This is a genomic window from Mesorhizobium sp. M0185, from assembly GCF_040322175.1.
Lineage (GTDB): Bacteria > Pseudomonadota > Alphaproteobacteria > Rhizobiales > Rhizobiaceae > Mesorhizobium.
In genome coordinates this window covers 1-19,951 of sequence record NZ_JAMYSY010000055.1, presented here as the reverse complement: position 1 = coordinate 19,951, position 19,951 = coordinate 1, and the positions used below count along the sequence as shown (strand labels likewise).

Genomic DNA, 19,951 nt, shown 5'->3' with positions numbered 1-19,951 from the left:
CGGTCGCATAGAGCCGAACCGTTTCGTTGGTTCTGCGACGGCCAATGAGGCGCGCCGCATGCCCTGCCGCAGTGTCCGTCCCGTCGTGGCGGAGCTTCCGCAGGCCGCTCACGGCGCCCCGCCGCCAATCAGAAGACTTCCCGCAGCAAAGCCCAGCGTCACGCCGCCGAGGCTCAGAAAAACCGAAAGCAGCACATTTCCGCCGGCGCGCCGCCATTCGCCCTCGCGCGCCAGCGCCAGCGTCTGCAGGCTGAAGGAAGAAACCGTGGTGTAGCAGCCGAGGCCGCCGGTAACGGTAAAGGCCCAGATGGCGGGCATGCCGTCGCGCGCCACCGCATGCGCAACGACACCGATTGCAAACGCTCCCGAGACGTTGACGGCCATAGTGCCCCAGGGAAAGGTCTCGCCGACCCGGCGGGCGACGAAGCCGGACAGGAAGAAGCGGGCCATTGCACCGATCGCGCCACCAAGGCAGACAAGCAACAGATGATACATCGTGCTTCCTCGCGCCGGTCACACCACGGTGTCAGGCGGCTCCGGCCTTCTTCGGCTTGCTGGAGCCGATCATCTTCCAGTTCTTGTAGAACATGGCATTGATGCGCTCGACGCTGACCGAAACGATGGCGAGAAGAGCGGCGATTAGGCCCGGGAATGGCGATGGCCGGATGATGTCCATGAACACGCAGTAGCGGCGCCCATCATATTCGTTGACCGAGCGGTGCAGCAGCGTGTCGTCGAAAATATAGAGCGGATTGTCGTGCCAGTAGTTCCTGGCGTTGTTGCACTCGACGAAAACCTCGGCCTTCACCGGGAGAAGATTGTAGAGAATGCGCAGGCTGAGCCGCAGCGGTCCGAAATGCCAGGAGGTCGATTCCTTGCCTCTGAACACCGACACGGCGATGGTCTTGATATATTTGAAATCCTTGTTGAATTCGGCGACGTTGTCGATCTTGTGCTTGCCGTACCACTGGTAGACATACATGCCGCGCCGGCCGCTGCCGAAATTGGCGTCGATATCGGCGATGATCTCGTCCTTGCGCGCCTTGAAGACGTCCAGAACCTCGTTGACCTCACGCTGATAGTCCGGAGGAAACTGGTCCAGTTTCCAGACACCGCGGTTTCTGTAGCACAGCAGATCGACCAGCAGATTGAAGGGCGAAAGCAGCCAGGTGAAGATGCCGTTGCCGAGAAAATAACCACTGAACAGCGCCCAGTTCTTGTTGTCATTGCGCAACACGTCGACCAGGCCGAGGACAATGAAAATTGTCGTCAGGATGGGAATGAAATAGAAGCCGAGCGCCAGCAGCGGGATCGCCATGGCGAACTTTCGAAGGGTCTTGCGAGTTTTTTTTGTCATTTTTCCACGCGCCAGGCGCGATTCCGTTCTGAATATCGTCGGTACGTTTCTGGCCTGTCCGCCGGCCGGAGGCGCATCTTGATAGGGTTTTTTATCCCGCCAGACAACGGCGATCACACCAGTGTGCGACTGGCAGCTACTTTTCCCGCTCGCTGCGCAGCTTCGCCCAATAATCCAGCCGCTTCCTGATATCGCGCTCGAAGCCGCGCTCGGGCGGGTCGTAGAATGTCTGCCTTCCCATCTTCTCCGGAAAATAGTCCTGGCCGGAAAAAGCGTCGGGTTCGTCGTGGTCGTAGCGGTAGCCGGCGCCGTAATCTTCCTGTTTCATCAGCTTGGTCGGCGCATTGAGAATGTGCTTGGGCGGCAGCAGCGAACCGAATTCCTTCGCTGCCTGTGTGGCGGCCTTGAACGCGGTATAGACTGCATTGGATTTCGGCGCGGTGGCGAGATAGACGGTCGCCTCGGCGAAGGCCAGTTCGCCCTCGGGCGAGCCCAGATAGTCATAGGCGTCCTTGGCGGCGTTAGCGACGACGAGCGCCTGCGGGTCGGCCAGCCCGATATCCTCCATCGCCATGCGCACCAACCGGCGCCCGAGATAAAGCGGATCTTCGCCGGCGTCGAACATGCGGGCGAGATAGTAGAGTGCCGCGTCGGGGTCGGAGCCGCGCACCGATTTGTGCAAGGCGGAGATCAAATTGTAGTGGCCGTCCTGTCCCTTGTCGTAGATCGGCGCGCGGCGCTGGACGATGCGCTGCAGGGCTTCGGCGCCGAACACCTCCTTTGATTTCGCTGCGCGCCAGACCTCTTCGGCGAGCGTCAGCGCCGCGCGGCCGTCGCCATCGCTCATGCGGATGAGCATCGCCCGTGCCTCGTCATCGAGCGGCAGCGCCCTGCCCTCTGCCTCCTCGGCCCGCGCCAGCAGCTTGGCGATGCTGTCCTCGCCGAGCGAGTGGAAGACCAGCACACGCGCGCGCGACAACAGCGCGGCGTTAAGCTCGAAGGACGGATTCTCCGTGGTGGCGCCGACCAGCACGACGGTGCCGTCTTCCATCACGGGCAGAAAACTGTCCTGCTGGGCGCGGTTGAAGCGATGGATCTCGTCGACGAACAGCAGTGTCTGGCGGCCGTTGGAGCGGCGCAGCTTCGCTGCCTCGAACACTTTCTTCAGGTCGGCAACGCCGGAAAACACCGCCGAGATCTGTTCGAAGGCGAGGCTTGTCTCGCCGGCAAGCAGCCGTGCGACCGTGGTCTTGCCGGTGCCGGGCGGGCCCCAGAAAATCATCGAGCCGAGCGAGCCGGAGCCGATCAGCCGCGTCAGCGCGCCGTCGGATCCGGTCAGATGCTCCTGGCCGACGACCTCGCCGAGGTTCTTCGGACGCAGACGGTCCGCCAGCGGCCTGCCGGGCGGCGTCTTTTCCGGTTCATCGACACTGAACAGATCGGCCATGCAACTTCTTCTGCCTAGAGCCCGATCATGCTGACGTTCGGGCTCAGTAACGCAACACCTGGCGCAGTATCTGCCCGCCGCGCTCGACGGTAAAGCGCCACCAGCGCGTATCCTGCTGGGCTACCTGTTCCAAGGTCGCCGCCTTGTCGATCGTCAGGCCATTGACCTCACGCACGATGTCGCCTGGCTGGAAGCCAAAATCGGCAGCAGGCGAATCGCGGTTGATGTCGACCACGGTGACGCCTTTGACATCGGTGCGCAGACCGAGCCGTTGGGCAAGCCGTGGCGACAGTTCAGCAACCTTGGCACCGGAAAACGGGCTGCGGCCGCGCAATGTGAGTTCCGCAGCTTTGGCGCCCTCAGGCGGCCGTTCCAGCGCGATGTCCATCGTCGCCTGCTGACCCTTGCTCAGAACGCCGAAGCTGGCATTCGTACCAATCGACAGCGTCGCCATCCGGTAGTCCAGCGCCCCGACGCTCTCGACCGGCTTGCCATTGAGCGACAGCACTACGTCGCCCGGCTTGAGCCCTGCCTTGGCGGCGGGTCCCGCCTCTTCGACCGAAGAAACCAGCGCGCCGGTCGGTTTGTCGATGCCAAGCGATTCGGCAATCTGCGGCGTCACCGCCTCGAACTCGGCACCGGCATACGGCCGCTCGAAGAAGTCGAGCCCGGCCTTGGCCGCGTCGGCGAAGGCGCGAACCATGTTCGAAGGGATGGCAAAGCCGATGCCGATCGAGCCGCCGCTACGGCTATAGATCGCCGTGTTGATGCCGATCAGCTGCCCTCCCATGTTGACCAGCGCGCCACCGGAATTGCCGGGGTTGATGGCGGCGTCGGTCTGGATGAAGAAGCTGGAATCGGAGACGCCGATATGGCTGCGCGCCACCGCCGAAATGATGCCGCTGGTGGTGGTCTGGCCGACACCGAACGGATTGCCGATCGCCAGCACCAGATCGCCGACCTCGAGCGCGTCGGAATCGCCGATAGCGATCACCGGGAACGGCTTGTCAGAAGAAATCTTGAGCACGGCGAGATCGAGCGTCTCGTCCTTAAGCAGTACCTTGCTGTCGAATTCGCGCCCATCGGCAGTCGCGACCTTGACCTGGTCAGCGTCCTTGACAACGTGGAAATTGGTGACCACGACACCGGTGGGATCGACCAGCACCCCCGAACCGAGCGAAGACTGCGCGCGCGGCTGCGAGCGGCCGAAGAACTCCTCGAAGAACGGATCGCCGTCGAAGGGCGACGTCACCTTGGCGGTCTGCGAGGCGTAGACATTGACCACGGCCGGCGCCGTCTGCTTGACCAGCGGCGCGAAGGACAGTTGCACCTCCTCGCGGCCGAACGGCACGCGCTTGTCGGGGCCGGAAGTGGCGTTTTCGCCTTCGACGCCATGCAATAGATCCGTCAGCACGTCGGACAAACCGGGATCTGGCTTGTTCTCCTCCGCCAGCGCGTGCCTGGCCGCCGGCACGATGGCCAACGCCATCAAGGCGCAGATCAGAACAAGGGACAGCCGTTTAACGCGCATTCCGAATCCTCCAAGTCGGGCGCCATTGTCCTGACGATTGTGCAAAATGAAAGGCTAAGCCGCTGAAATCGGATTATTTTGGGTGGCAAAGCAGTTATAGGTCGAGGCGAAACCGGAAAGCCGTGTCGGCAAATGAAAAAACAGCTCGTTTCATTCCGTGATTTTTTGAAGACCGGCACTTTGGGGCCTGTTATCCCCGGCATGAAAATGATCGAAATTGCCGAAGCGTTCGGCGCGCCGGATGATTGGATCACCAAGTATGCCGAGACGATTCCCGTCTATTGGATATATGGTCAGCTCGAAGCTTCCTTTGATAACGAGCCGCCTCACGATCTGAATTGGTTTCAGATCGAACATGTGCATGCCATCCGCGGCAAGACCGAGCGCATAACCGACCAATTTGCTCTTTCAATGGATGGGTTCGACAGCAGAACAAAGCCATCGGAATTCCTGAACGCGGGCCTGTGGACACCAGAAGAAGCTATGGTCTTCTACATCGCATCGAGGAACGACATCGACCTGAACATCTGCGCGGGTCCGATCCAGATTTATTTCCGCGTTGATACCGACTTCATCGAAGATCGGGACGCCGAAAAATATCTGAACGGCGTGACTGTGTCCCAATTGATAAGCGATATCGATCACCGAACGGAGATCGACAGTGTTTATTCCTATTCGCATCCCGCAATCGAGCAAATAACAAACGCGATTGATTGGAAGTCAATAAGCGGAAGAAACTACCTCAACTTTGCTCGGCAAAAGGTAGCCGCCCCAATGAAAAAGGGGCCGCAGGCCCCTTAAACTCACACAGAAAAACCGAGCCTTATGCGGCTGCGGCTTCCTCTTCGGTGCCTTCGGCCTCGATGCGGGCGCGATCGCCGGCGCCCTTGGCAGAGGTGTCGCGGTCGACGAATTCGATGACGGCCATTGCGGCATTGTCACCGTGGCGGAAGCCCGCCTTCATGATGCGCAGATAGCCGCCGTTGCGGGTGGCGTAGCGCGGCGCGATGGTATCGAACAGGCGCTTTACGACGCCTTCATTGCCGATCTGGGCAATCACCTGGCGGCGAGCGTGTAGGTCGCCGCGCTTGCCGAGCGTCACCAGCTTCTCGACGATCGGACGCAAATCCTTCGCCTTCGGCAGCGTTGTGAGAATCTGCTCGTGCTCGATAAGCGACACGGCAAGGTTGGCAAACATCGACTTGCGATGGCTTATGCTGCGGGCGAACCGGCGGCCTTTAAATCCGTGGCGCATGGCTCTTCTCCTTCATTGCGGGTTCAAGAGGCTCTCTCAAGCCTCAATATTGATCTTCGTAACGCTTGGCGAGGTCTTCGATGTTTTCCGGCGGCCAGTCCGGCACTTCCATGCCGAGATGCAGGCCCATCGCCGCCAGGACTTCCTTGATCTCGTTCAGCGACTTGCGGCCGAAGTTCGGGGTGCGCAGCATCTCGGCTTCGGTCTTCTGGATCAGGTCGCCGATATAGACGATGTTGTCGTTCTTCAGGCAGTTGGCCGAACGCACCGAAAGCTCGAGCTCGTCGACCTTCTTGAGCAGCGCCGGGTTGAAGGCAAGCTCGGTAACCTGTTCGGCGGCGACTTCCTTCTGCGGCTCGTCGAAATTGACGAACAGGCCGAGCTGGTCCTGCAGGATGCGAGCGGCGAAGGCCACCGCGTCCTCGCCCGAAATCGAACCGTCGGTCTCGATGGTCATGGTCAGCTTGTCATAGTCGAGAACCTGGCCCTCGCGGGTGTTCTCGACCTTGTAGGAGACTTTCTTGACCGGCGAATACAGGCTGTCGACGGGGATCAGCCCGATCGGCGCGTCCTCGGCGCGGTTACGGTCGGCCGGGACATAGCCCTTGCCGGTATCGACGGTGAATTCCATGCGGATTTCGGCGCCTTCGTCCAGCGTGCAGATGACGTGGTCGGGATTGAGGATCTCGACGTCGCCGACCGTCTGGATGTCGCCGGCGAGAACCGCGCCCGGTCCCTGCTTGCGGACGACCATGCGCTTGGGGCCGTCGCCTTCCATGCGGATGGCGATTTCCTTGATATTCAAAACGATGTCGGTCACGTCCTCGCGGACGCCGGCGATGGACGAGAATTCATGCAGAACGCCGTCGATCTGCACGGCGGTTACAGCCGCGCCACGCAGCGAAGACAGAAGCACGCGGCGCAGCGCGTTGCCGAGGGTGAGGCCGAAGCCGCGCTCGAGCGGCTCGGCGACCAGCGTGGTCAGCGTCTTCTTCTTCGACGAGAACTCGATCTTGTTCGGCTTGATCAGTTCTTGCCAATTTTTCTGGATCATAGTGCTTTCCTTCCGTTGTCCCGCCACCATCCAATCGTGGCGGGCGACCTGGAATGCCGTGGAGGAGCGCCCTTGAGGCGCTCGCGCGGCGTTCGGTAAATTCTTTAGACGCGGCGCTTCTTGCGCGGGCGGCAGCCATTGTGCGGGATCGGCGTCACATCACGGATCGAGGTGATGGTGAAGCCGGCAGCCTGCAGCGCGCGCAGCGCCGATTCACGACCGGAGCCGGGTCCACAGACCTCGACCTCGAGCATGCGCATGCCGTGTTCCTGGGCCTTCTTGGCAACATCTTCTGCGGCCATCTGGGCAGCGAACGGGGTCGACTTGCGCGATCCCTTGAAGCCCTGGGCTCCGGCCGACGACCAGGCAATCGAGTTACCCTGCGCGTCGGTGATGGTGATCATCGTGTTGTTGAAGGTCGAATTGACGTGGGCAACGCCCGACGAGATGTTCTTGCGTTCGCGACGGCGAACACGGGCGGCTTCCTTGGCCATGATGGTCCTTTCAGTTGATCTCTACACCGCCGTAATGCCAGCGGCTCCACCTGGTGAATGGTGAATGGTAAAATGGTGAATGGCCACAACGTCGGCTCTTGGCCTTCGTCACCATTCACTATTCACCATTGACCATTCACAAATTACTTCTTCTTTCCGGCAATCGACTTGGCCGGGCCCTTACGGGTGCGCGCATTGGTATGCGTGCGCTGACCACGAACCGGCAGTGAGCGGCGGTGACGCAGGCCGCGGTAGCAGCCGAGGTCCATGAGCCGCTTGATGTTCATCGACACTTCGCGGCGCAGGTCGCCCTCGACCTGGTAGTCGCGGTCGATGGTCTCGCGGATCTGCAGCACTTCCGCGTCGGTCAGCTGGTTGACGCGACGCTCGGCCGGGATGCCGACCTTGTCGACGATCTCCTGGGCGAACTTCTTGCCAATGCCGTGAATGTATTGAAGCGCGATGACGACGCGCTTGTTAGTCGGAATATTGACGCCGGCTATACGAGCCATGTTCTTCTCTTCTCCATATAGGCCGGACGAGCCGGCGCTTCAAGTTGCCCCGCGTCCGGTGGAGGCCGGCCCTTGCGGGAGTTTCCAGTTCAAAGCGGCCTGCCTTGCCCTTGCGGACAAGCAAGCCTCATGCCTGATAGGAAGACGGGCCGCCATACCCCAGCGGACCGCTCCAGTCAAGCGCAATCGTTCGATTCTCTAGCCGGCCGCCTGGCCAACTTTCCGGGTCGTCGCCCTGAGCACCGCCTCGATCTGCTGCGTCACCGCATCGATGTCGGCCATGCCATCGACGCCCCTGAGTTTGCCCTTGGCGTAGTAGTAGCCGATCAGCGGCGAGGTTTTCTTGTAATATTCCCTCAAGCGTTCTTCGAACACCGCTGGACTGTCGTCCTTGCGCACCGGCAGGCCTGCGGCCTTGGCGTCTTCGGCGCGCTTGACGATTCGGCCAACCAGCGCCTTGTCATCGACGACAAATTCGATGACCGCATCTAGCTCCAGTCCGCGATCCGACAGCATTTCCTCAACGGCATCCGCTTGCACCAGAGTTCGGGGATACCCGTCAAGGATGAAGCCGTTTGCGCAATCAGCTTGATCGATACGCTCGGCCACGATGGCGTTGACGATAGCGTCGGACACCAGTTCGCCAGCGTCCATCACCGCCTTGGCGCGCTTGCCGACTTCGGTGCCAGCCTGGACAGCAGCACGCAGCATGTCCCCCGTGGAAAGCTGTGGGATGCCGTGTCGTTCTACCAGTCTTAGTGCTTGTGTCCCCTTGCCCGCCCCCGGCGGTCCAAGCAATATCAACCTCATCTGGCCTTTTTCCCCCCGCGCAGCTTCGACTTCTTGATCAGGCCCTCATACTGGTGCGCGATCAGGTGACCCTGAATCTGCGCCACCGTATCGAGCGTTACACTGACCACGATCAGGAGCGAAGTGCCACCAAGGTAGAACGGTACGCCAGTCGCTGAAATCAGGAACTCGGGCAGCAGACACACCAGCACCAGATAAATGGCGCCGACGACGGTGATGCGGGTGAGCACATAGTCAATATAGTCCGCAGTGCGCTCGCCCGGACGATAGCCCGGGATGAAGCCCGAATGCTTCTTGAGCTGGTCGGCGGTGTCCTTCGGATTGAAGACGATCGCCGTATAGAAGAAGGCGAAGAACACGATCATCGCCGCGTAGAAGGCCATATAGAGCGGCTGGCCGTGGCCGAGCGCCGCCAGGATGGTGCTGGCCCATGCAGGCATATTGGTGGTCTGCGAGAAGCCCGCAACCGTTGCCGGAAGCAGCAGCAGCGACGAGGCGAAGATCGGCGGAATGACGCCGGAGGTGTTAAGCTTCAGCGGCAGATGCGAGGTATCGCCCTGGAACATGCGATTGCCGACCTGGCGCTTGGGATACTGGATCAGCAGGCGGCGCTGGGCGCGCTCGAAGAAGACGATCAGCGCGATGACGATGATGGCCAGCACGATGATCGCCAGGATCAGGCCGGTCGACAAGGCGCCGGTGCGGCCAAGCTCCAGCGTGCCGGAGATGGCGCGCGGCAGGCCGGCGACGATGCCGGAGAAGATGATCAGCGAAATGCCGTTGCCGATGCCGCGAGCAGTGATCTGCTCGCCAAGCCACATCAGGAACATGGTGCCGCCGACCAGCGTGACGACGGTAGAGATGCGGAAGAACATGCCGGGATCGTTGACGATGCCGTTGCCGCCCTCAAGCCCGACCGAAATGCCGTACGCCTGAACCAGCGCCAGAAGCACGGTGCCGTAGCGCGTGTACTGGTTGATGATCTTGCGGCCCTGCTCGCCTTCCTTCTTCAGCGCTTCCAGCGACGGAATGACCGAGGTCATCAGCTGCATGATGATGGAGGCCGAGATATAGGGCATGATGCCGAGGGCAAAGATCGCCATGCGCTGCACGGCGCCGCCGGCGAACATGTTGAACATGCCGAGCACGCCCTTGCTCTGCGACGAGAAGGCCTGGGCGAAAGCGTCGGGATTGATGCCGGGCAGCGGAATATAGGTGCCAAGACGGTAGACGAGCAGCGCGCCGATGGTGAACCAGATGCGCTTCTTCAGATCCTCGGCTTTGGCGAAGGCCGAAAAATTCAGATTCGAGGCCAGTTGTTCAGCAGCCGAAGCCATGCCTGATTCTCCGCTTGGTCACGCTCGATGCCCGCAGCTCAGGCGGCGCGTGTCACCGAAGCTCACGAGATAAGCTCCGGACTGCAAACATGCAAGCGGCCGCGTTGATGCGGCCGCCACATCTGTCGGATCAAAGCACGACCGCAGGCAAAACCGAATTCCACCTTTGCCGACCGTGCTTCAAATTGCCGTTACTCGGCGGCTGCCTGCTCAGGCAACTTCACCGAGCCGCCGGCCTTTTCGATCTTCTCGACCGCGGCCTTGGAAGCACCGGCAACGTCGAAGGCAAGCTTGGCCTTGATGTCGCCGTCCGAAAGGATGCGCACGCCGTCCTTGACGCGACGGATGACGCCGGCCGCAACCAGCGCCTCGGCCGTTACAACTGTCTTAGCGTCGAGCTTCTTGGCATCGAGCGCCGCCTGGATGCGGGCCAGCGACACGACGGTGAAGCTCTTGGCGAAGATATTGTTGAAGCCGCGCTTCGGCAGGCGGCGGTAGAGCGGCATCTGGCCACCCTCGAAGCCGTTGACGGCGACGCCGGAGCGCGCCTTCTGGCCCTTGACGCCGCGACCGGCGGTCTTGCCCGAACCGGAACCGATGCCACGGCCGAGACGCTTCTTGGAGTGCGTCGCGCCGTCCTTGTCACGCAGATCATTGAGTTTCATCTGGGTTCTCCTGCGCTCTGGCTCAGCCCTCGTCCACGACGCGGACGAGATGCTGGACGGCAGCGATCATGCCGCGCACCGAGGGCGTATCCTCCAGCGTGCGCTGCTTGTGCATCTTGTTGAGGCCGAGGCCGACCAGCGTTGCCCGCTGCTCCTTCGGCCGGCGGATCGGCGAACCGATCTGCTCGACGGTGATGGTCTTGGTTGCTTTCTTGGCCATGGTCAAATCCCTGGTCAGCGTCGACTATTCTTCAGCCGCAACGGCGGTGCCGCGGCGGGCCTGAAGGGTCGAATACTTGATGCCGCGCGCGGCAGCCACATCCTTCGGATGCATCTGGCTCTTCAGCGCGTCGAAAGTGGCACGAACCATGTTGTAGGGGTTCGAAGAACCCATCGACTTGGCGACCACGTCATGCATGCCGAGCGTCTCGAAAACGGCGCGCATCGGGCCGCCGGCGATTATGCCGGTACCTTGCTTGGCAGCGCGCAGCAGAACACGTCCCGCACCCCAGCGTCCCTCGACGTCGTGGTGCAGCGTACGGCCCGAGCGCAGCGGCACGAAGATCATGTCGCGCTTGGCCGATTCGGTCGCCTTGCGGATCGCCTCCGGCACTTCGCGCGCCTTGCCGTGACCGAAGCCGACGCGGCCCTTCTGGTCGCCGACGACGACAAGTGCCGCAAAGCCGAAGCGCCGGCCGCCCTTGACGACTTTGGCGACACGGTTGATGTGGACGAGCTTGTCGACCATGCCGTCGTCGCGCTCTTCGCGATCACGGCCGCGGCCGCCATCCCTACGTTCCTGTGCCATATCCTGTTCCTTGTTTTTTTCCGGAAGCACGGTTGATGATGATATCCGGCACCTCTGCGGGTCGCCGGGGGCGAAACTCTTTTTTCCTTCGCATGATCTTATCCGAAAAGTCTGCAACTTTTTGCTGCGCTGACCTTCGGTTCGGGATCATGCTCTAGAAGCTCAGACCACCTTCACGGGCAGCCTCGGCCAGCGCCTTGACGCGGCCGTGGTAGATATAGGCGCCGCGGTCGAAGACGACTTCCTTGACGCCGGCCTTCGAGGCGCGTTCGGCGATCAGCTTTCCGATGGCAGCTGCAGCCGCGGTGTCGGCGCCGGTCTTGAGCGAGCCCTTGAGCTCCTTCTCGAGCGTCGAAGCAGCCGCGATGGTGTGGCCCTTGGCGTCGTCGATCACCTGGACATAGATGTTCTTCGACGTGCGATGGACCGACAAGCGCGGACGATCGCCGGCAACCTTCTTGATCTGGCGGCGAACGCGCTGAGCGCGGCGTTGGGTGGATTCTTTCGAGCCCATGATATCAGTTCCTTGCCTTCAAAAAACGGGGGCAACCATATGCGGTAGGACAAGCCTCCCGCGACCGCTCCCCGCGGCGTTAAAATTACTTCTTCTTGCCTTCCTTGCGGACGATCTTCTCGCCAGCATAGCGGACACCCTTGCCCTTGTAGGGCTCGGGGCTACGATACTCGCGGATCTCGGCGGCGACCTGGCCGACCTGCTGCTTGTCGATGCCGGTCACCGTGATTTCCGTCGGCTTCGGCACCGAAATCGTCACGCCCTGCGGCGTCTCGTAGACGACGTCATGGCTGAAGCCGAGCGCCAGCTGCAGGTTCTTGCCTTGCATGGCGGCACGATAGCCGACGCCGGTGATCTCGAGCTTCTTTTCGAAGCCGTCCTTGACGCCCTGCAGGATATTGACGATCTGCGTGCGCGACATGCCCCACTTGGAACGGGCAGTCTTGGTCTGGTCGCGCGGCTGGACAGCGATCTCGCTGCCTTCCATCTTGACCAGCACTTCGTCGTTCACCACGAACTTCAGCTCGCCCTTAGGACCCTTCGCCGTCACGGTCTGGCCGTTGACGGTCGCGGTCACGCCCTGCGGCAGCGAAACGGGTTTCTTTCCAATACGAGACATTTTGTTGTCCTCGTCACTTCTCTTGTTTCAGGTCTCGGCTTTCGGGACTAGATCCCGAAAACCTGTTTCCAACCGGGTCACATACCAGATCAGAAGATCTGGCAGAGGATTTCCCCGCCGACATTCTGTTCACGCGCTTCGTGGTCGGCCATCACGCCCTTCGGCGTCGAAAGGATGGCGATGCCGAGGCCGTTGGCGACGTGCGGTATCGACTTGGCCGAAACGTAGACGCGGCGGCCGGGCTTCGAGACCCGAGCGATTTCGCGCACCACCGGCGCACCATCGAAATACTTCAGCTCGATCTCGATTTCGGACTTGCCGTTGTCGAAGTCGGTCTGGCTGTAGTCGCGGATATAGCCTTCCGCCTTCAGCACGTCGAGGACGCGGGTACGCAGGCGCGAGGCCGGCGTCGAAACGCTCGACTTCTTGCGGCCATACGCGTTGCGGATGCGGGTCAGCATATCGCCGAGAGGATCGCTCAATGACATGTTATGTCCTCCTTACCAGCTCGACTTGACCAGGCCCGGGATCTGGCCGTTATTGCCGAGATCACGAAGCGCGATACGCGATACTTTGAGCTTGCGATAATAGGCACGCGGACGTCCGGTGACTTCGCAGCGGTTGCGAATGCGGGTCTTGGCCGAGTTGCGCGGCAGCGCCGAAAGCTTCAGCTGGGCGCGGAAGCGCTCTTCCATCGGCTTGGACTGATCCATGATGATCGCCTTGAGCACCTTGCGCTTGGCAGCGAACTGGTCCGCAAGCTTGCGGCGCCTGTTGTTCTTCTCGACTGAGCTGGTCTTTGCCATTTCAGATTTTCCTTTTCTCGCTGCCGTTACTGGCGGAAGGGGAAGTTGAAGGCCTTGAGCAATGCCCTGGCTTCGTCGTCCGTCTTCGCAGTCGTACAAACGATGACGTCCATGCCCCAGATCTGATCAACCTTGTCGTAGTTGATCTCCGGAAACACGATGTGTTCCTTGATGCCCATGGCATAGTTGCCACGGCCATCGAAGCTCTTCGGATTAAGTCCGCGAAAGTCGCGGACGCGCGGCAGTGCGATGTTCACGAGGCGGTCGAGGAACTCGTACATGCGTTCCTTGCGTAGCGTGACCTTGGCGCCGATCGGCATCTTTTCGCGGACCTTGAAGCCGGCGATCGAGTTGCGGGCGCGGGTGACAACGGCCTTCTGGCCGGCGATCATCGCAAGGTCTTCCGCCGCGATCGAAGGCTTCTTCGAATCGCCAGTCGCCTCGCCGACGCCCATGTTCAGCACGATCTTGTCGATGCGCGGAACCTGCATCTCGTTCTCGTAGCCGAACTGCTCCTGCAGCGCCTTGCGGATGGTCTCGTTGTAGACCTGCTTGAGGCGCGGCGTGTTCTGGGCAGTTGCCTGCTTGGTTTGAGCCTTAGCCATTGATGACTTCTCCCGAGCGCTTGGCGACGCGCACCTTCTTGCCGTCCTTCTGGAAGATGAAGCCGACGCGGGTCGGCTTGCCATCCTTGGGGTCGGCCAGCGCGATGTTCGACAGCTGGATCGGCGCTTCCTTGGTGATGATCCCGCCCTCTTGGGACTGGGACTGCTTCTGGTGACGACGGATCAGGTTGACGCCGCGCACCAGCGCGGTGTCATCCTTCGGCTGTACCGAAAGGACTTCGCCCGAACGGCCCTTGTCCTTGCCGGCCAGCACGACGACCTTGTCGCCTTTTCTAATCTTTTGCATTGGTCCGGCTCCTTACAGCACTTCAGGCGCGAGCGAGATGATCTTCATGTGGTTCTTGGCGCGGAGTTCGCGCGGAACCGGTCCGAAGATACGCGTGCCGATCGGCTCTTTCTTGTTGTCGACGAGAACGGCTGCGTTCTTGTCGAAACGGATCACGCTGCCGTCCGGGCGGCGGATGTCCTTGGCCGTGCGAACCACGACCGCCTTCATCACATCGCCCTTCTTGACGCGGCCGCGCGGGATGGCTTCCTTGATCGACACCACGATGATGTCGCCCACGGAAGCGTATTTCCGCTTCGAGCCGCCCAGCACCTTGATGCACATGACACGACGGGCGCCGGAATTATCCGCGACGTCGAGGTTTGTTTGCATCTGAATCATGACTGGCCGCCTTCTTCTTTTCTAACGGGACGGGTTTCTCACCCCTCCCCGGTCTGTCCAAAATTCGTTTCGTTAGCCCTGATCAGGCCTGGTCCGAAGACACCACGACCCAGCGCTTGTCCTTGGAAATCGGCTTCGATTCCTGGATGAACACCTGATCGCCGACCTTGTGGGCGTTGTTCTCGTCGTGCGCCTTGTACTTCTTGGTCATGCGCACGGTCTTCTTCATCACGGGATGCGTGAAGCGCCGTTCGACCTTGACGACAACCGTCTTCTCGTTCTTGTCGCTGACGACGGTGCCCTGCAGAATGCGCTTTGGCATGGTTTTCGTCCTTAAGCCTTCTTGGCCGCGGACTTTTCCGCAGCGATGGTCTTGATACGCGCAATGTCCTTGCGGACCTGCCTCACGCGCGCGGTCTTCTCAAGCTGGCCGGTGGCCTTCTGGAAGCGCAGGTTGAACTGCTCCTTCTTCAGGCTGGCCAGGTCGTCGGTCAGCTGGTCCTGGGTCTTGGTCCGGATGTCTTCGGCTTTCATGATCAGCCCGTCCTTATTCTGCGATGCGCTGTACGAAGCGCGTCCTGACCGAGAGCTTGGCCGCGCCGAGACGCAGCGCCTCACGGGCGGTTTCCTCGTTGACGCCGTCGATCTCGAACATGATGCGGCCCGGCTTGACGCGTGCCGCCCAGTAGTCGACCGCGCCCTTGCCCTTACCCATACGGACTTCGGTCGGCTTCGACGTCACCGGCACGTCCGGGAAGATACGGATCCACACGCGGCCGGCACGCTTCATCTCGCGGGTGATCGCGCGGCGGGCCGCCTCGATCTCACGCGCGGTGACGCGGTTCGGCTCAAGCGCCTTCAGCCCGAAACCACCGAAATCCAGGTTGGTGCCGCCCTTGGCGGTACCGTGGATGCGGCCCTTGAACTGCTTGCGGAACTTTGTGCGCTTTGGCTGCAGCATCGTTCTAACTCCAAATTCCTAAATGTCTTACGCGTTTTCGCGACGGCGACCGCGTTCGCGTTCACCACCACCGCCATGCGCATGATCGCCCTCGGTGGCGCGGCGCTCCGAAGCCATCGGGTCGTGCTCGAGGATTTCGCCCTTGAACACCCAGACCTTGACGCCGCAGATGCCGTAGGCCGTATTCGCCTCGGCCGTGCCGTAGTCGACGTCGGCACGCAGCGTATGCAGCGGCACGCGGCCTTCACGATACCATTCCATGCGCGCGATCTCGGCGCCGCCGAGACGGCCGGCGCAGTTGATGCGGATGCCTTCGGCACCGAGGCGCATCGCCGACTGCACGGCACGCTTCATGGCGCGGCGGAACGCGATGCGGCGCTCGAGCTGCTGGGCGATCGACTGGGCGACCAAGGTCGCGTCGATCTCCGGCTTGCGCACTTCGACGATGTTCAGATGCGTCTCGGACTTGGTCATCTCCATCAGCTTCTTGCGAAGCTTCTCGATGTCGGCGCCCTTCTTGCCGATGATCAGGCCCGGACGCGCCGCATGGATGGTGACGCGGCACTTCTTGTGCGGACGCTCGATCACGACCTTCGAGATCGCAGCCTGCTTGAGTTCCTTCTCAAGATATTTGCGGATCTTGATGTCCTCGTGCAGCAGCTTGCCGTACTCGCCGGTGTTCGCGAACCAGCGCGAATCCCAGGTGCGGTTGATGCCGAGACGCAGACCGATCGGATTGACTTTCTGGCCCATTATGCGGCCTCCCCTTTTTCTTCGACTTCACGAACGACGATCGTGAGGTGCGAGAACGGCTTCTCGATACGGCTGGCGCGACCACGGCCACGGGCATGGAACCGCTTCATGACGATCGACTTGCCGACATAGGCTTCCGCCACGATCAGCGCATCGACGTCGAGGTCGTGGTTGTTTTCCGCGTTGGCGATCGCCGATTCCAGCGTCTTCTTGACCGTGCCGGAAATCCGCTTGGCCGAGAATTCGAGGTCGGAAAGCGCTGTCGCGACCTTCTTGCCGCGGATCAACGCGGCAACCAGGTTCAGCTTCTGCGGGCTGATACGGATCGTGCGCAACACGGCGCGCGCTTCGTTGTCAGCAAGCCTGCGCGGAGCTTTGGCCTTGCCCATGATTATTTCCTCTTCGCCTTCTTATCCGCGCCGTGACCGTAATAGGTCCGGGTCGGAGCGAATTCACCGAACTTGTGACCGACCATGTCCTCGTTCACCGAGACGGGAACGTGCTTCTGGCCGTTGTAGACACCGAAGGTGAAGCCGACGAACTGCGGCAGGATGGTGGAGCGACGGCTCCACATCTTGATCACCTCATTGCGACCACCTTCACGAACCTTGTCCACCTTCTTCAGAAGGTAGCCGTCGATGAAGGGGCCTTTCCAAATCGAACGAGTCACTTGGCGTTACCTCTTCTTAGCTCTTGCGCTGATGGCGCGAGCGCAGGATGAACTTGTCGGTCGCCTTGTTGGACCGCGTCTTCTTGCCCTTGGTCGGCTTGCCCCAGGGCGAAACCGGATGGCGGCCACCCGAGGTGCGGCCTTCGCCGCCGCCATGTGGATGGTCGACCGGGTTCATGGTCACGCCGCGATTGTGCGGACGTTTGCCGCGCCACACGGTGCGGCCTGCCTTGCCGTCATTGATGTTGCCGTGGTCCGGGTTAGACACGGCGCCGACAGTGGCCATGCAGGAGCCGTGGACGACACGCTGCTCGCCCGAATTGAGGCGCAGGATCGCCATGCCCTGGTCGCGGCCGACGAGCTGGCCATAACCGCCGGCCGAACGGGCGACCTGAGCGCCCTTGCCGGGCTTCAGCTCGATATTGTGGACGATCGTGCCGACCGGCATCGAAGCCAGCGGCATCGCGTTGCCCGGCTTCACGTCGACCGATTCACCGGCCACGATCTTGTCGCCGGGAGCCAGACGCTGCGGGGCGATGATGTAGGACAGCTCGCCATCGTCATACTTGATCAGCGCGATGAAGGCGGTGCGGTTCGGATCGTACTCGATACGCTCGACCGTGCCGACGACGTCGAACTTGCGGCGCTTGAAGTCGATGATACGGTAGGTGCGCTTGTGACCGCCGCCGATGAAGCGGGCCGTGATGCGGCCGTAATTGTTGCGGCCGCCCGACTTGGTCAGGCCTTCGGTCAGGCCCTTGACGGGCTTGCCCTTGTAGAGGCCCGAGCGGTCGACGATGACCAGCTGACGGGTGCTCGGCGTTACCGGGTTGAATTTTTTCAGTGCCATTGTTCTGTCCTCGCGACCTTGCTCAGAGACCCGTCGCGACGTCGATCGACTGGCCTTCGGCCAGCGTCACAACCGCCTTCTTGACGTCGCTCTGGCGGCCGATCCTGCCGCGGAAGCGCTTGATCTTGCCCTTGCGGACAAGCGTGTTCACGGCCATCACCTTGACGCCAAACAGCGCTTCGACGGCGGCCTTGATTTCCGGCTTCGACGCCTTCTTGGCGACATTGAAGACGACCTGGTTCTGCTCGGAAGCCATGGTCGACTTTTCGGTGATCGCCGGCGAGACGATCACGTCGTAATGACGAAGGTCGGTCATTTGAAGCGCTCCTCGAGAGCCTCGACGGCGGCCTTGGAAAGGACCAGCGTGCCGCGGCGCAGAATGTCGTAGACGTTGATGCCCTGGATGGGCAGCACGTCGATGTTCGGGATGTTGGTCGCCGCCAGCTTGAAATTCTTGTCAAGCTCGGCGCCGCCGATCACCAGGGCGTTGCTCAGGCCCAGCGTCGCGAAATTCGCGATCAGTGCCTTGGTCTTGGCCTCGGTCAGCTTCAGCTCGTCGATGATGATGATCGACGCGCTCTTGGCCTTGGCCGAAAGCGCATGCTTGAGGCCGAGTGCACGCACCTTCTTCGGCAGATCGTGCTCGTGGCTGCGCACGACCGGGCCGTGGGCCTTGCCGCCGCCGCGGAACTGCGGAGCGCGAGCCGAATGGTGACGCGCGCGGCCTGTACCCTTCTGCTTGTACATCTTGGCGCCGGTGCGGGCGATTTCCGCGCGACCCTTGGCCTTGTGGGTGCCCTGCTGCTTCTTGGCAAGCTGCCAGCGCACGACGCGCTGCAGGATGTCCTCGCGCGGATCAAGGCCAAAAATCTCTTCGGAGAGCTTCAGCTTGCCGGCGTCCTTGCCGCCAAGCGTTGTAATCTTGAGGTCCATTATTCCGCTCCCTCTGTGGCCGGGGCCTCGTTCGTGGCGGCACCGTCACTCGCAACGGCGCGGATCGCGGCGGGCTTCGGCGCATTGGCCGGAAGCGCCACCTTGGCCGCGTCGCGGACCAGGATCCATGCACCCTTCGAACCCGGGACCGCACCGCGGATCAGGATCAGGCCGCGATCGGCGTCGGTCGAGACGACCTCGACATTCTGCGTGGTGACGCGGGTGTCACCCATGTGGCCGGCCATATGCTTGCCCTTGAACACCTTGCCCGGATCCTGGCGCTGGCCGGTCGAGCCATGTGTACGGTGCGACACCGAGTTGCCGTGCGTCGCGCGGCCGCCACCCATGTGGTGCCGCTTGATGACGCCCTGGAAGCCTTTGCCGATCGTGGTCCCCGTCACATCGACCTTCTGGCCGACGACGAAGTGCTCGACGGTGATCTCGGCGCCAACATCGATCATGTTGTCGGCGGAGACGCGGAACTCGGCAACCTTGGCCTTGGGCTCGACGGAAGCGGTTGCGAAATGGCCGCGCATCGCCTTCGACGTGTTCTTCACCTTGGCAAGGCCAACGCCGAGCTGGACGGCGGTATAGCCGTTCTTCTCCTGCGTGCGCTGCGCCACGACCTGGCAGTTCTCCATCTGGAGAACAGTGACGGGAACATGTTCCCCCGCATCGTTGTAGATGCGGGTCATTCCCACCTTCTTTGCAATCACACCTGAACGCATCGGTTCAATTCCTTTAGAGTTCCCTGTCGGGGCTGTCGCCCCTCCACGCCTCTTGTTCCTTCAGAGTTCCGGGTCGCCCCGCTGACCTCTGGTTCCTTAGAGCTTGATCTCGACGTCGACACCGGCGGCCAGGTCGAGCTTCATCAAAGCATCGACCGTCTGCGGGGTCGGGTCGACGATGTCGAGCAGACGCTTGTGCGTGCGCATCTCGAACTGCTCGCGGCTCTTCTTGTCGACGTGAGGCGACCGGTTGACCGTGAACTTTTCGATCCGCGTCGGCAGCGGAATGGGGCCGCGGACGTTGGCGCCGGTGCGCTTGGCGGTCGACACGATTTCCCGTGTCGAGGCGTCGAGCACCCGGTGATCAAACGCCTTCAGGCGGATGCGGATATTCTGTCCGTTCATGCGTCACTTCCTTGTTCTGGCGCGGCGCGGGCAGCGCCCGCGACAGATCGGTTTAAGTCCAAATTACTCTTTGATGGTGACGACGATGCCGGCACCGACGGTGCGGCCGCCTTCACGGATGGCGAAGCGCAGCTTCTCTTCCATGGCGA

General features: G+C 61.6%; 33 protein-coding genes. 1 reads left to right on the top strand and 32 read right to left on the bottom strand.

Annotated elements, in window-relative coordinates; genetic code table 11:
- Positions 1-108: 108 nt before the first annotated feature.
- The 4 genes from crcB to NKJ20_RS29050 form a co-directional block, all read right to left on the bottom strand.
- A complete protein-coding gene (gene crcB, locus NKJ20_RS29065; protein WP_352593858.1) occupies positions 109-495 on the bottom strand; it encodes a fluoride efflux transporter CrcB in 387 nt (128 codons plus the stop codon).
- A 31-nt stretch (positions 496-526) separates the two neighbouring features.
- A complete protein-coding gene (locus NKJ20_RS29060) occupies positions 527-1,357 on the bottom strand; it encodes an aspartyl/asparaginyl beta-hydroxylase domain-containing protein (protein ID WP_352698804.1) in 831 nt (276 codons plus the stop codon).
- Between the two features lie 136 nt (positions 1,358-1,493).
- Positions 1,494-2,804, bottom strand: a complete 1,311-nt coding sequence (locus NKJ20_RS29055) for a replication-associated recombination protein A (protein ID WP_352698802.1) — start codon at positions 2,802-2,804, stop codon at positions 1,494-1,496.
- 43 nt (positions 2,805-2,847) lie between these two features.
- Positions 2,848-4,335: a DegQ family serine endoprotease gene (locus NKJ20_RS29050; RefSeq protein WP_352748794.1), complete on the bottom strand. Its 1,488-nt coding sequence runs from the start codon at positions 4,333-4,335 to the stop codon at positions 2,848-2,850.
- A gap of 132 nt (positions 4,336-4,467) precedes the next feature.
- Between NKJ20_RS29050 and NKJ20_RS29045 the strand changes: the two genes are divergently transcribed.
- Positions 4,468-5,136 carry a hypothetical protein gene (locus tag NKJ20_RS29045; protein ID WP_352748793.1) on the top strand — a complete coding sequence of 223 codons (669 nt, stop codon included), beginning with the start codon at positions 4,468-4,470 and terminating at the stop codon, positions 5,134-5,136.
- A gap of 22 nt (positions 5,137-5,158) precedes the next feature.
- Here NKJ20_RS29045 and rplQ read toward each other — a convergent pair whose 3' ends face one another.
- The 28 genes from rplQ to NKJ20_RS28905 form a co-directional block, all read right to left on the bottom strand.
- Positions 5,159-5,590, bottom strand: coding sequence for a 50S ribosomal protein L17 (gene rplQ, locus NKJ20_RS29040; RefSeq protein ID WP_023675127.1), 432 nt, complete (start codon positions 5,588-5,590; stop codon positions 5,159-5,161).
- Between the two features lie 43 nt (positions 5,591-5,633).
- On the bottom strand, positions 5,634-6,644 hold the full coding sequence (locus NKJ20_RS29035) for a DNA-directed RNA polymerase subunit alpha (protein WP_023675128.1): 1,011 nt from the start codon (positions 6,642-6,644) through the stop codon (positions 5,634-5,636).
- Between the two features lie 104 nt (positions 6,645-6,748).
- On the bottom strand, positions 6,749-7,138 hold the full coding sequence (gene rpsK / locus NKJ20_RS29030; protein ID WP_006205444.1) for a 30S ribosomal protein S11: 390 nt from the start codon (positions 7,136-7,138) through the stop codon (positions 6,749-6,751).
- Positions 7,139-7,281: 143 nt separating this feature from the next.
- Positions 7,282-7,650: a 30S ribosomal protein S13 gene (gene rpsM, locus NKJ20_RS29025; protein WP_006205445.1), complete on the bottom strand. Its 369-nt coding sequence runs from the start codon at positions 7,648-7,650 to the stop codon at positions 7,282-7,284.
- A 198-nt stretch (positions 7,651-7,848) separates the two neighbouring features.
- Positions 7,849-8,460, bottom strand: a complete 612-nt coding sequence (locus NKJ20_RS29020) for an adenylate kinase (RefSeq protein WP_352458551.1) — start codon at positions 8,458-8,460, stop codon at positions 7,849-7,851.
- Positions 8,457-9,797 (bottom strand): preprotein translocase subunit SecY, encoded by a 1,341-nt coding sequence (gene secY, locus NKJ20_RS29015; RefSeq protein ID WP_023675130.1) that lies wholly within the window; start codon positions 9,795-9,797, stop codon positions 8,457-8,459. The genes NKJ20_RS29020 and secY overlap by 4 nt, the downstream gene beginning before the upstream one ends.
- A 191-nt stretch (positions 9,798-9,988) precedes the next feature.
- Positions 9,989-10,462 carry a 50S ribosomal protein L15 gene (rplO, locus tag NKJ20_RS29010; RefSeq protein WP_352451045.1) on the bottom strand — a complete coding sequence of 158 codons (474 nt, stop codon included), beginning with the start codon at positions 10,460-10,462 and terminating at the stop codon, positions 9,989-9,991.
- Positions 10,463-10,484: 22 nt separating this feature from the next.
- Positions 10,485-10,682, bottom strand: a complete 198-nt coding sequence (gene rpmD, locus NKJ20_RS29005; RefSeq protein WP_006205449.1) for a 50S ribosomal protein L30 — start codon at positions 10,680-10,682, stop codon at positions 10,485-10,487.
- Positions 10,683-10,706: 24 nt separating this feature from the next.
- Positions 10,707-11,270, bottom strand: coding sequence for a 30S ribosomal protein S5 (rpsE, locus tag NKJ20_RS29000; RefSeq protein WP_006333394.1), 564 nt, complete (start codon positions 11,268-11,270; stop codon positions 10,707-10,709).
- A 154-nt stretch (positions 11,271-11,424) separates the two neighbouring features.
- On the bottom strand, positions 11,425-11,784 hold the full coding sequence (rplR, locus tag NKJ20_RS28995; protein ID WP_023675132.1) for a 50S ribosomal protein L18: 360 nt from the start codon (positions 11,782-11,784) through the stop codon (positions 11,425-11,427).
- An 85-nt stretch (positions 11,785-11,869) separates the two neighbouring features.
- Positions 11,870-12,403 (bottom strand): 50S ribosomal protein L6, encoded by a 534-nt coding sequence (gene rplF, locus NKJ20_RS28990; protein WP_023675133.1) that lies wholly within the window; start codon positions 12,401-12,403, stop codon positions 11,870-11,872.
- Positions 12,404-12,492: 89 nt separating this feature from the next.
- Complete coding sequence (rpsH, locus tag NKJ20_RS28985; protein ID WP_006205453.1) at positions 12,493-12,891, bottom strand: 30S ribosomal protein S8; 399 nt, start codon at positions 12,889-12,891, stop codon at positions 12,493-12,495.
- 12 nt (positions 12,892-12,903) lie between these two features.
- Entirely contained in the window at positions 12,904-13,209 is a 306-nt protein-coding gene (gene rpsN / locus NKJ20_RS28980; RefSeq protein WP_023675134.1) for a 30S ribosomal protein S14, read from the bottom strand.
- A 26-nt stretch (positions 13,210-13,235) separates the two neighbouring features.
- A complete protein-coding gene (rplE, locus tag NKJ20_RS28975) occupies positions 13,236-13,814 on the bottom strand; it encodes a 50S ribosomal protein L5 (RefSeq protein ID WP_008875670.1) in 579 nt (192 codons plus the stop codon).
- A complete protein-coding gene (rplX, locus tag NKJ20_RS28970) occupies positions 13,807-14,121 on the bottom strand; it encodes a 50S ribosomal protein L24 (RefSeq protein ID WP_254817150.1) in 315 nt (104 codons plus the stop codon). Before rplX ends, rplE begins: the two co-directional genes overlap by 8 nt.
- 12 nt (positions 14,122-14,133) lie before the next feature.
- Entirely contained in the window at positions 14,134-14,502 is a 369-nt protein-coding gene (rplN, locus tag NKJ20_RS28965; RefSeq protein ID WP_006205457.1) for a 50S ribosomal protein L14, read from the bottom strand.
- Between the two features lie 82 nt (positions 14,503-14,584).
- A complete protein-coding gene (gene rpsQ / locus NKJ20_RS28960) occupies positions 14,585-14,824 on the bottom strand; it encodes a 30S ribosomal protein S17 (RefSeq protein ID WP_023675136.1) in 240 nt (79 codons plus the stop codon).
- An 11-nt stretch (positions 14,825-14,835) separates the two neighbouring features.
- Positions 14,836-15,036, bottom strand: a complete 201-nt coding sequence (gene rpmC, locus NKJ20_RS28955; protein WP_006205459.1) for a 50S ribosomal protein L29 — start codon at positions 15,034-15,036, stop codon at positions 14,836-14,838.
- 13 nt (positions 15,037-15,049) lie between these two features.
- Entirely contained in the window at positions 15,050-15,463 is a 414-nt protein-coding gene (gene rplP, locus NKJ20_RS28950; RefSeq protein ID WP_006205460.1) for a 50S ribosomal protein L16, read from the bottom strand.
- A 27-nt stretch (positions 15,464-15,490) separates the two neighbouring features.
- Positions 15,491-16,216, bottom strand: a complete 726-nt coding sequence (rpsC, locus tag NKJ20_RS28945; protein ID WP_023675137.1) for a 30S ribosomal protein S3 — start codon at positions 16,214-16,216, stop codon at positions 15,491-15,493.
- Positions 16,216-16,605, bottom strand: coding sequence for a 50S ribosomal protein L22 (rplV, locus tag NKJ20_RS28940; protein WP_006205462.1), 390 nt, complete (start codon positions 16,603-16,605; stop codon positions 16,216-16,218). The genes rpsC and rplV overlap by 1 nt, the downstream gene beginning before the upstream one ends.
- A gap of 2 nt (positions 16,606-16,607) precedes the next feature.
- Entirely contained in the window at positions 16,608-16,886 is a 279-nt protein-coding gene (gene rpsS, locus NKJ20_RS28935; RefSeq protein WP_006205463.1) for a 30S ribosomal protein S19, read from the bottom strand.
- A gap of 16 nt (positions 16,887-16,902) precedes the next feature.
- Positions 16,903-17,736: a 50S ribosomal protein L2 gene (gene rplB / locus NKJ20_RS28930; protein WP_023675138.1), complete on the bottom strand. Its 834-nt coding sequence runs from the start codon at positions 17,734-17,736 to the stop codon at positions 16,903-16,905.
- Between the two features lie 22 nt (positions 17,737-17,758).
- A complete protein-coding gene (locus NKJ20_RS28925; RefSeq protein ID WP_352748791.1) occupies positions 17,759-18,052 on the bottom strand; it encodes a 50S ribosomal protein L23 in 294 nt (97 codons plus the stop codon).
- Positions 18,049-18,669 (bottom strand): 50S ribosomal protein L4, encoded by a 621-nt coding sequence (gene rplD, locus NKJ20_RS28920; protein ID WP_023675140.1) that lies wholly within the window; start codon positions 18,667-18,669, stop codon positions 18,049-18,051. The genes NKJ20_RS28925 and rplD overlap by 4 nt, the downstream gene beginning before the upstream one ends.
- Complete coding sequence (rplC, locus tag NKJ20_RS28915; protein WP_352748790.1) at positions 18,669-19,397, bottom strand: 50S ribosomal protein L3; 729 nt, start codon at positions 19,395-19,397, stop codon at positions 18,669-18,671. The genes rplD and rplC overlap by 1 nt, the downstream gene beginning before the upstream one ends.
- Positions 19,398-19,493: 96 nt before the next feature.
- A complete protein-coding gene (gene rpsJ, locus NKJ20_RS28910; protein WP_006205468.1) occupies positions 19,494-19,802 on the bottom strand; it encodes a 30S ribosomal protein S10 in 309 nt (102 codons plus the stop codon).
- A 63-nt stretch (positions 19,803-19,865) separates the two neighbouring features.
- Positions 19,866-19,951: EF-Tu C-terminal domain-related protein (locus tag NKJ20_RS28905; RefSeq protein WP_455749504.1), on the bottom strand; the 86-nt coding region annotated here is incomplete at its 5' end.

Coding starts and splice junctions, on each gene's coding strand:
- crcB (WP_352593858.1), bottom strand. CDS start 495: ATGTATCATCTGTTGCTTGTCTGCCTTGGTGGCGCGATCGGTGCAATG.
- NKJ20_RS29060 (WP_352698804.1), bottom strand. CDS start 1,357: ATGACAAAAAAAACTCGCAAGACCCTTCGAAAGTTCGCCATGGCGATC.
- NKJ20_RS29055 (WP_352698802.1), bottom strand. CDS start 2,804: ATGGCCGATCTGTTCAGTGTCGATGAACCGGAAAAGACGCCGCCCGGC.
- NKJ20_RS29050 (WP_352748794.1), bottom strand. CDS start 4,335: ATGCGCGTTAAACGGCTGTCCCTTGTTCTGATCTGCGCCTTGATGGCG.
- NKJ20_RS29045 (WP_352748793.1), top strand. CDS start 4,468: ATGAAAAAACAGCTCGTTTCATTCCGTGATTTTTTGAAGACCGGCACT.
- rplQ (WP_023675127.1), bottom strand. CDS start 5,590: ATGCGCCACGGATTTAAAGGCCGCCGGTTCGCCCGCAGCATAAGCCAT.
- NKJ20_RS29035 (WP_023675128.1), bottom strand. CDS start 6,644: ATGATCCAGAAAAATTGGCAAGAACTGATCAAGCCGAACAAGATCGAG.
- rpsK (WP_006205444.1), bottom strand. CDS start 7,138: ATGGCCAAGGAAGCCGCCCGTGTTCGCCGTCGCGAACGCAAGAACATC.
- rpsM (WP_006205445.1), bottom strand. CDS start 7,650: ATGGCTCGTATAGCCGGCGTCAATATTCCGACTAACAAGCGCGTCGTC.
- NKJ20_RS29020 (WP_352458551.1), bottom strand. CDS start 8,460: ATGAGGTTGATATTGCTTGGACCGCCGGGGGCGGGCAAGGGGACACAA.
- secY (WP_023675130.1), bottom strand. CDS start 9,797: ATGGCTTCGGCTGCTGAACAACTGGCCTCGAATCTGAATTTTTCGGCC.
- rplO (WP_352451045.1), bottom strand. CDS start 10,462: ATGAAACTCAATGATCTGCGTGACAAGGACGGCGCGACGCACTCCAAG.
- rpmD (WP_006205449.1), bottom strand. CDS start 10,682: ATGGCCAAGAAAGCAACCAAGACCATCACCGTCGAGCAGATCGGTTCG.
- rpsE (WP_006333394.1), bottom strand. CDS start 11,270: ATGGCACAGGAACGTAGGGATGGCGGCCGCGGCCGTGATCGCGAAGAG.
- rplR (WP_023675132.1), bottom strand. CDS start 11,784: ATGGGCTCGAAAGAATCCACCCAACGCCGCGCTCAGCGCGTTCGCCGC.
- rplF (WP_023675133.1), bottom strand. CDS start 12,403: ATGTCTCGTATTGGAAAGAAACCCGTTTCGCTGCCGCAGGGCGTGACC.
- rpsH (WP_006205453.1), bottom strand. CDS start 12,891: ATGTCATTGAGCGATCCTCTCGGCGATATGCTGACCCGCATCCGCAAC.
- rpsN (WP_023675134.1), bottom strand. CDS start 13,209: ATGGCAAAGACCAGCTCAGTCGAGAAGAACAACAGGCGCCGCAAGCTT.
- rplE (WP_008875670.1), bottom strand. CDS start 13,814: ATGGCTAAGGCTCAAACCAAGCAGGCAACTGCCCAGAACACGCCGCGC.
- rplX (WP_254817150.1), bottom strand. CDS start 14,121: ATGCAAAAGATTAGAAAAGGCGACAAGGTCGTCGTGCTGGCCGGCAAG.
- rplN (WP_006205457.1), bottom strand. CDS start 14,502: ATGATTCAGATGCAAACAAACCTCGACGTCGCGGATAATTCCGGCGCC.
- rpsQ (WP_023675136.1), bottom strand. CDS start 14,824: ATGCCAAAGCGCATTCTGCAGGGCACCGTCGTCAGCGACAAGAACGAG.
- rpmC (WP_006205459.1), bottom strand. CDS start 15,036: ATGAAAGCCGAAGACATCCGGACCAAGACCCAGGACCAGCTGACCGAC.
- rplP (WP_006205460.1), bottom strand. CDS start 15,463: ATGCTGCAGCCAAAGCGCACAAAGTTCCGCAAGCAGTTCAAGGGCCGC.
- rpsC (WP_023675137.1), bottom strand. CDS start 16,216: ATGGGCCAGAAAGTCAATCCGATCGGTCTGCGTCTCGGCATCAACCGC.
- rplV (WP_006205462.1), bottom strand. CDS start 16,605: ATGGGCAAGGCCAAAGCTCCGCGCAGGCTTGCTGACAACGAAGCGCGC.
- rplB (WP_023675138.1), bottom strand. CDS start 17,736: ATGGCACTGAAAAAATTCAACCCGGTAACGCCGAGCACCCGTCAGCTG.
- NKJ20_RS28925 (WP_352748791.1), bottom strand. CDS start 18,052: ATGACCGACCTTCGTCATTACGACGTGATCGTCTCGCCGGCGATCACC.
- rplD (WP_023675140.1), bottom strand. CDS start 18,669: ATGGACCTCAAGATTACAACGCTTGGCGGCAAGGACGCCGGCAAGCTG.
- rplC (WP_352748790.1), bottom strand. CDS start 19,397: ATGCGTTCAGGTGTGATTGCAAAGAAGGTGGGAATGACCCGCATCTAC.
- rpsJ (WP_006205468.1), bottom strand. CDS start 19,802: ATGAACGGACAGAATATCCGCATCCGCCTGAAGGCGTTTGATCACCGG.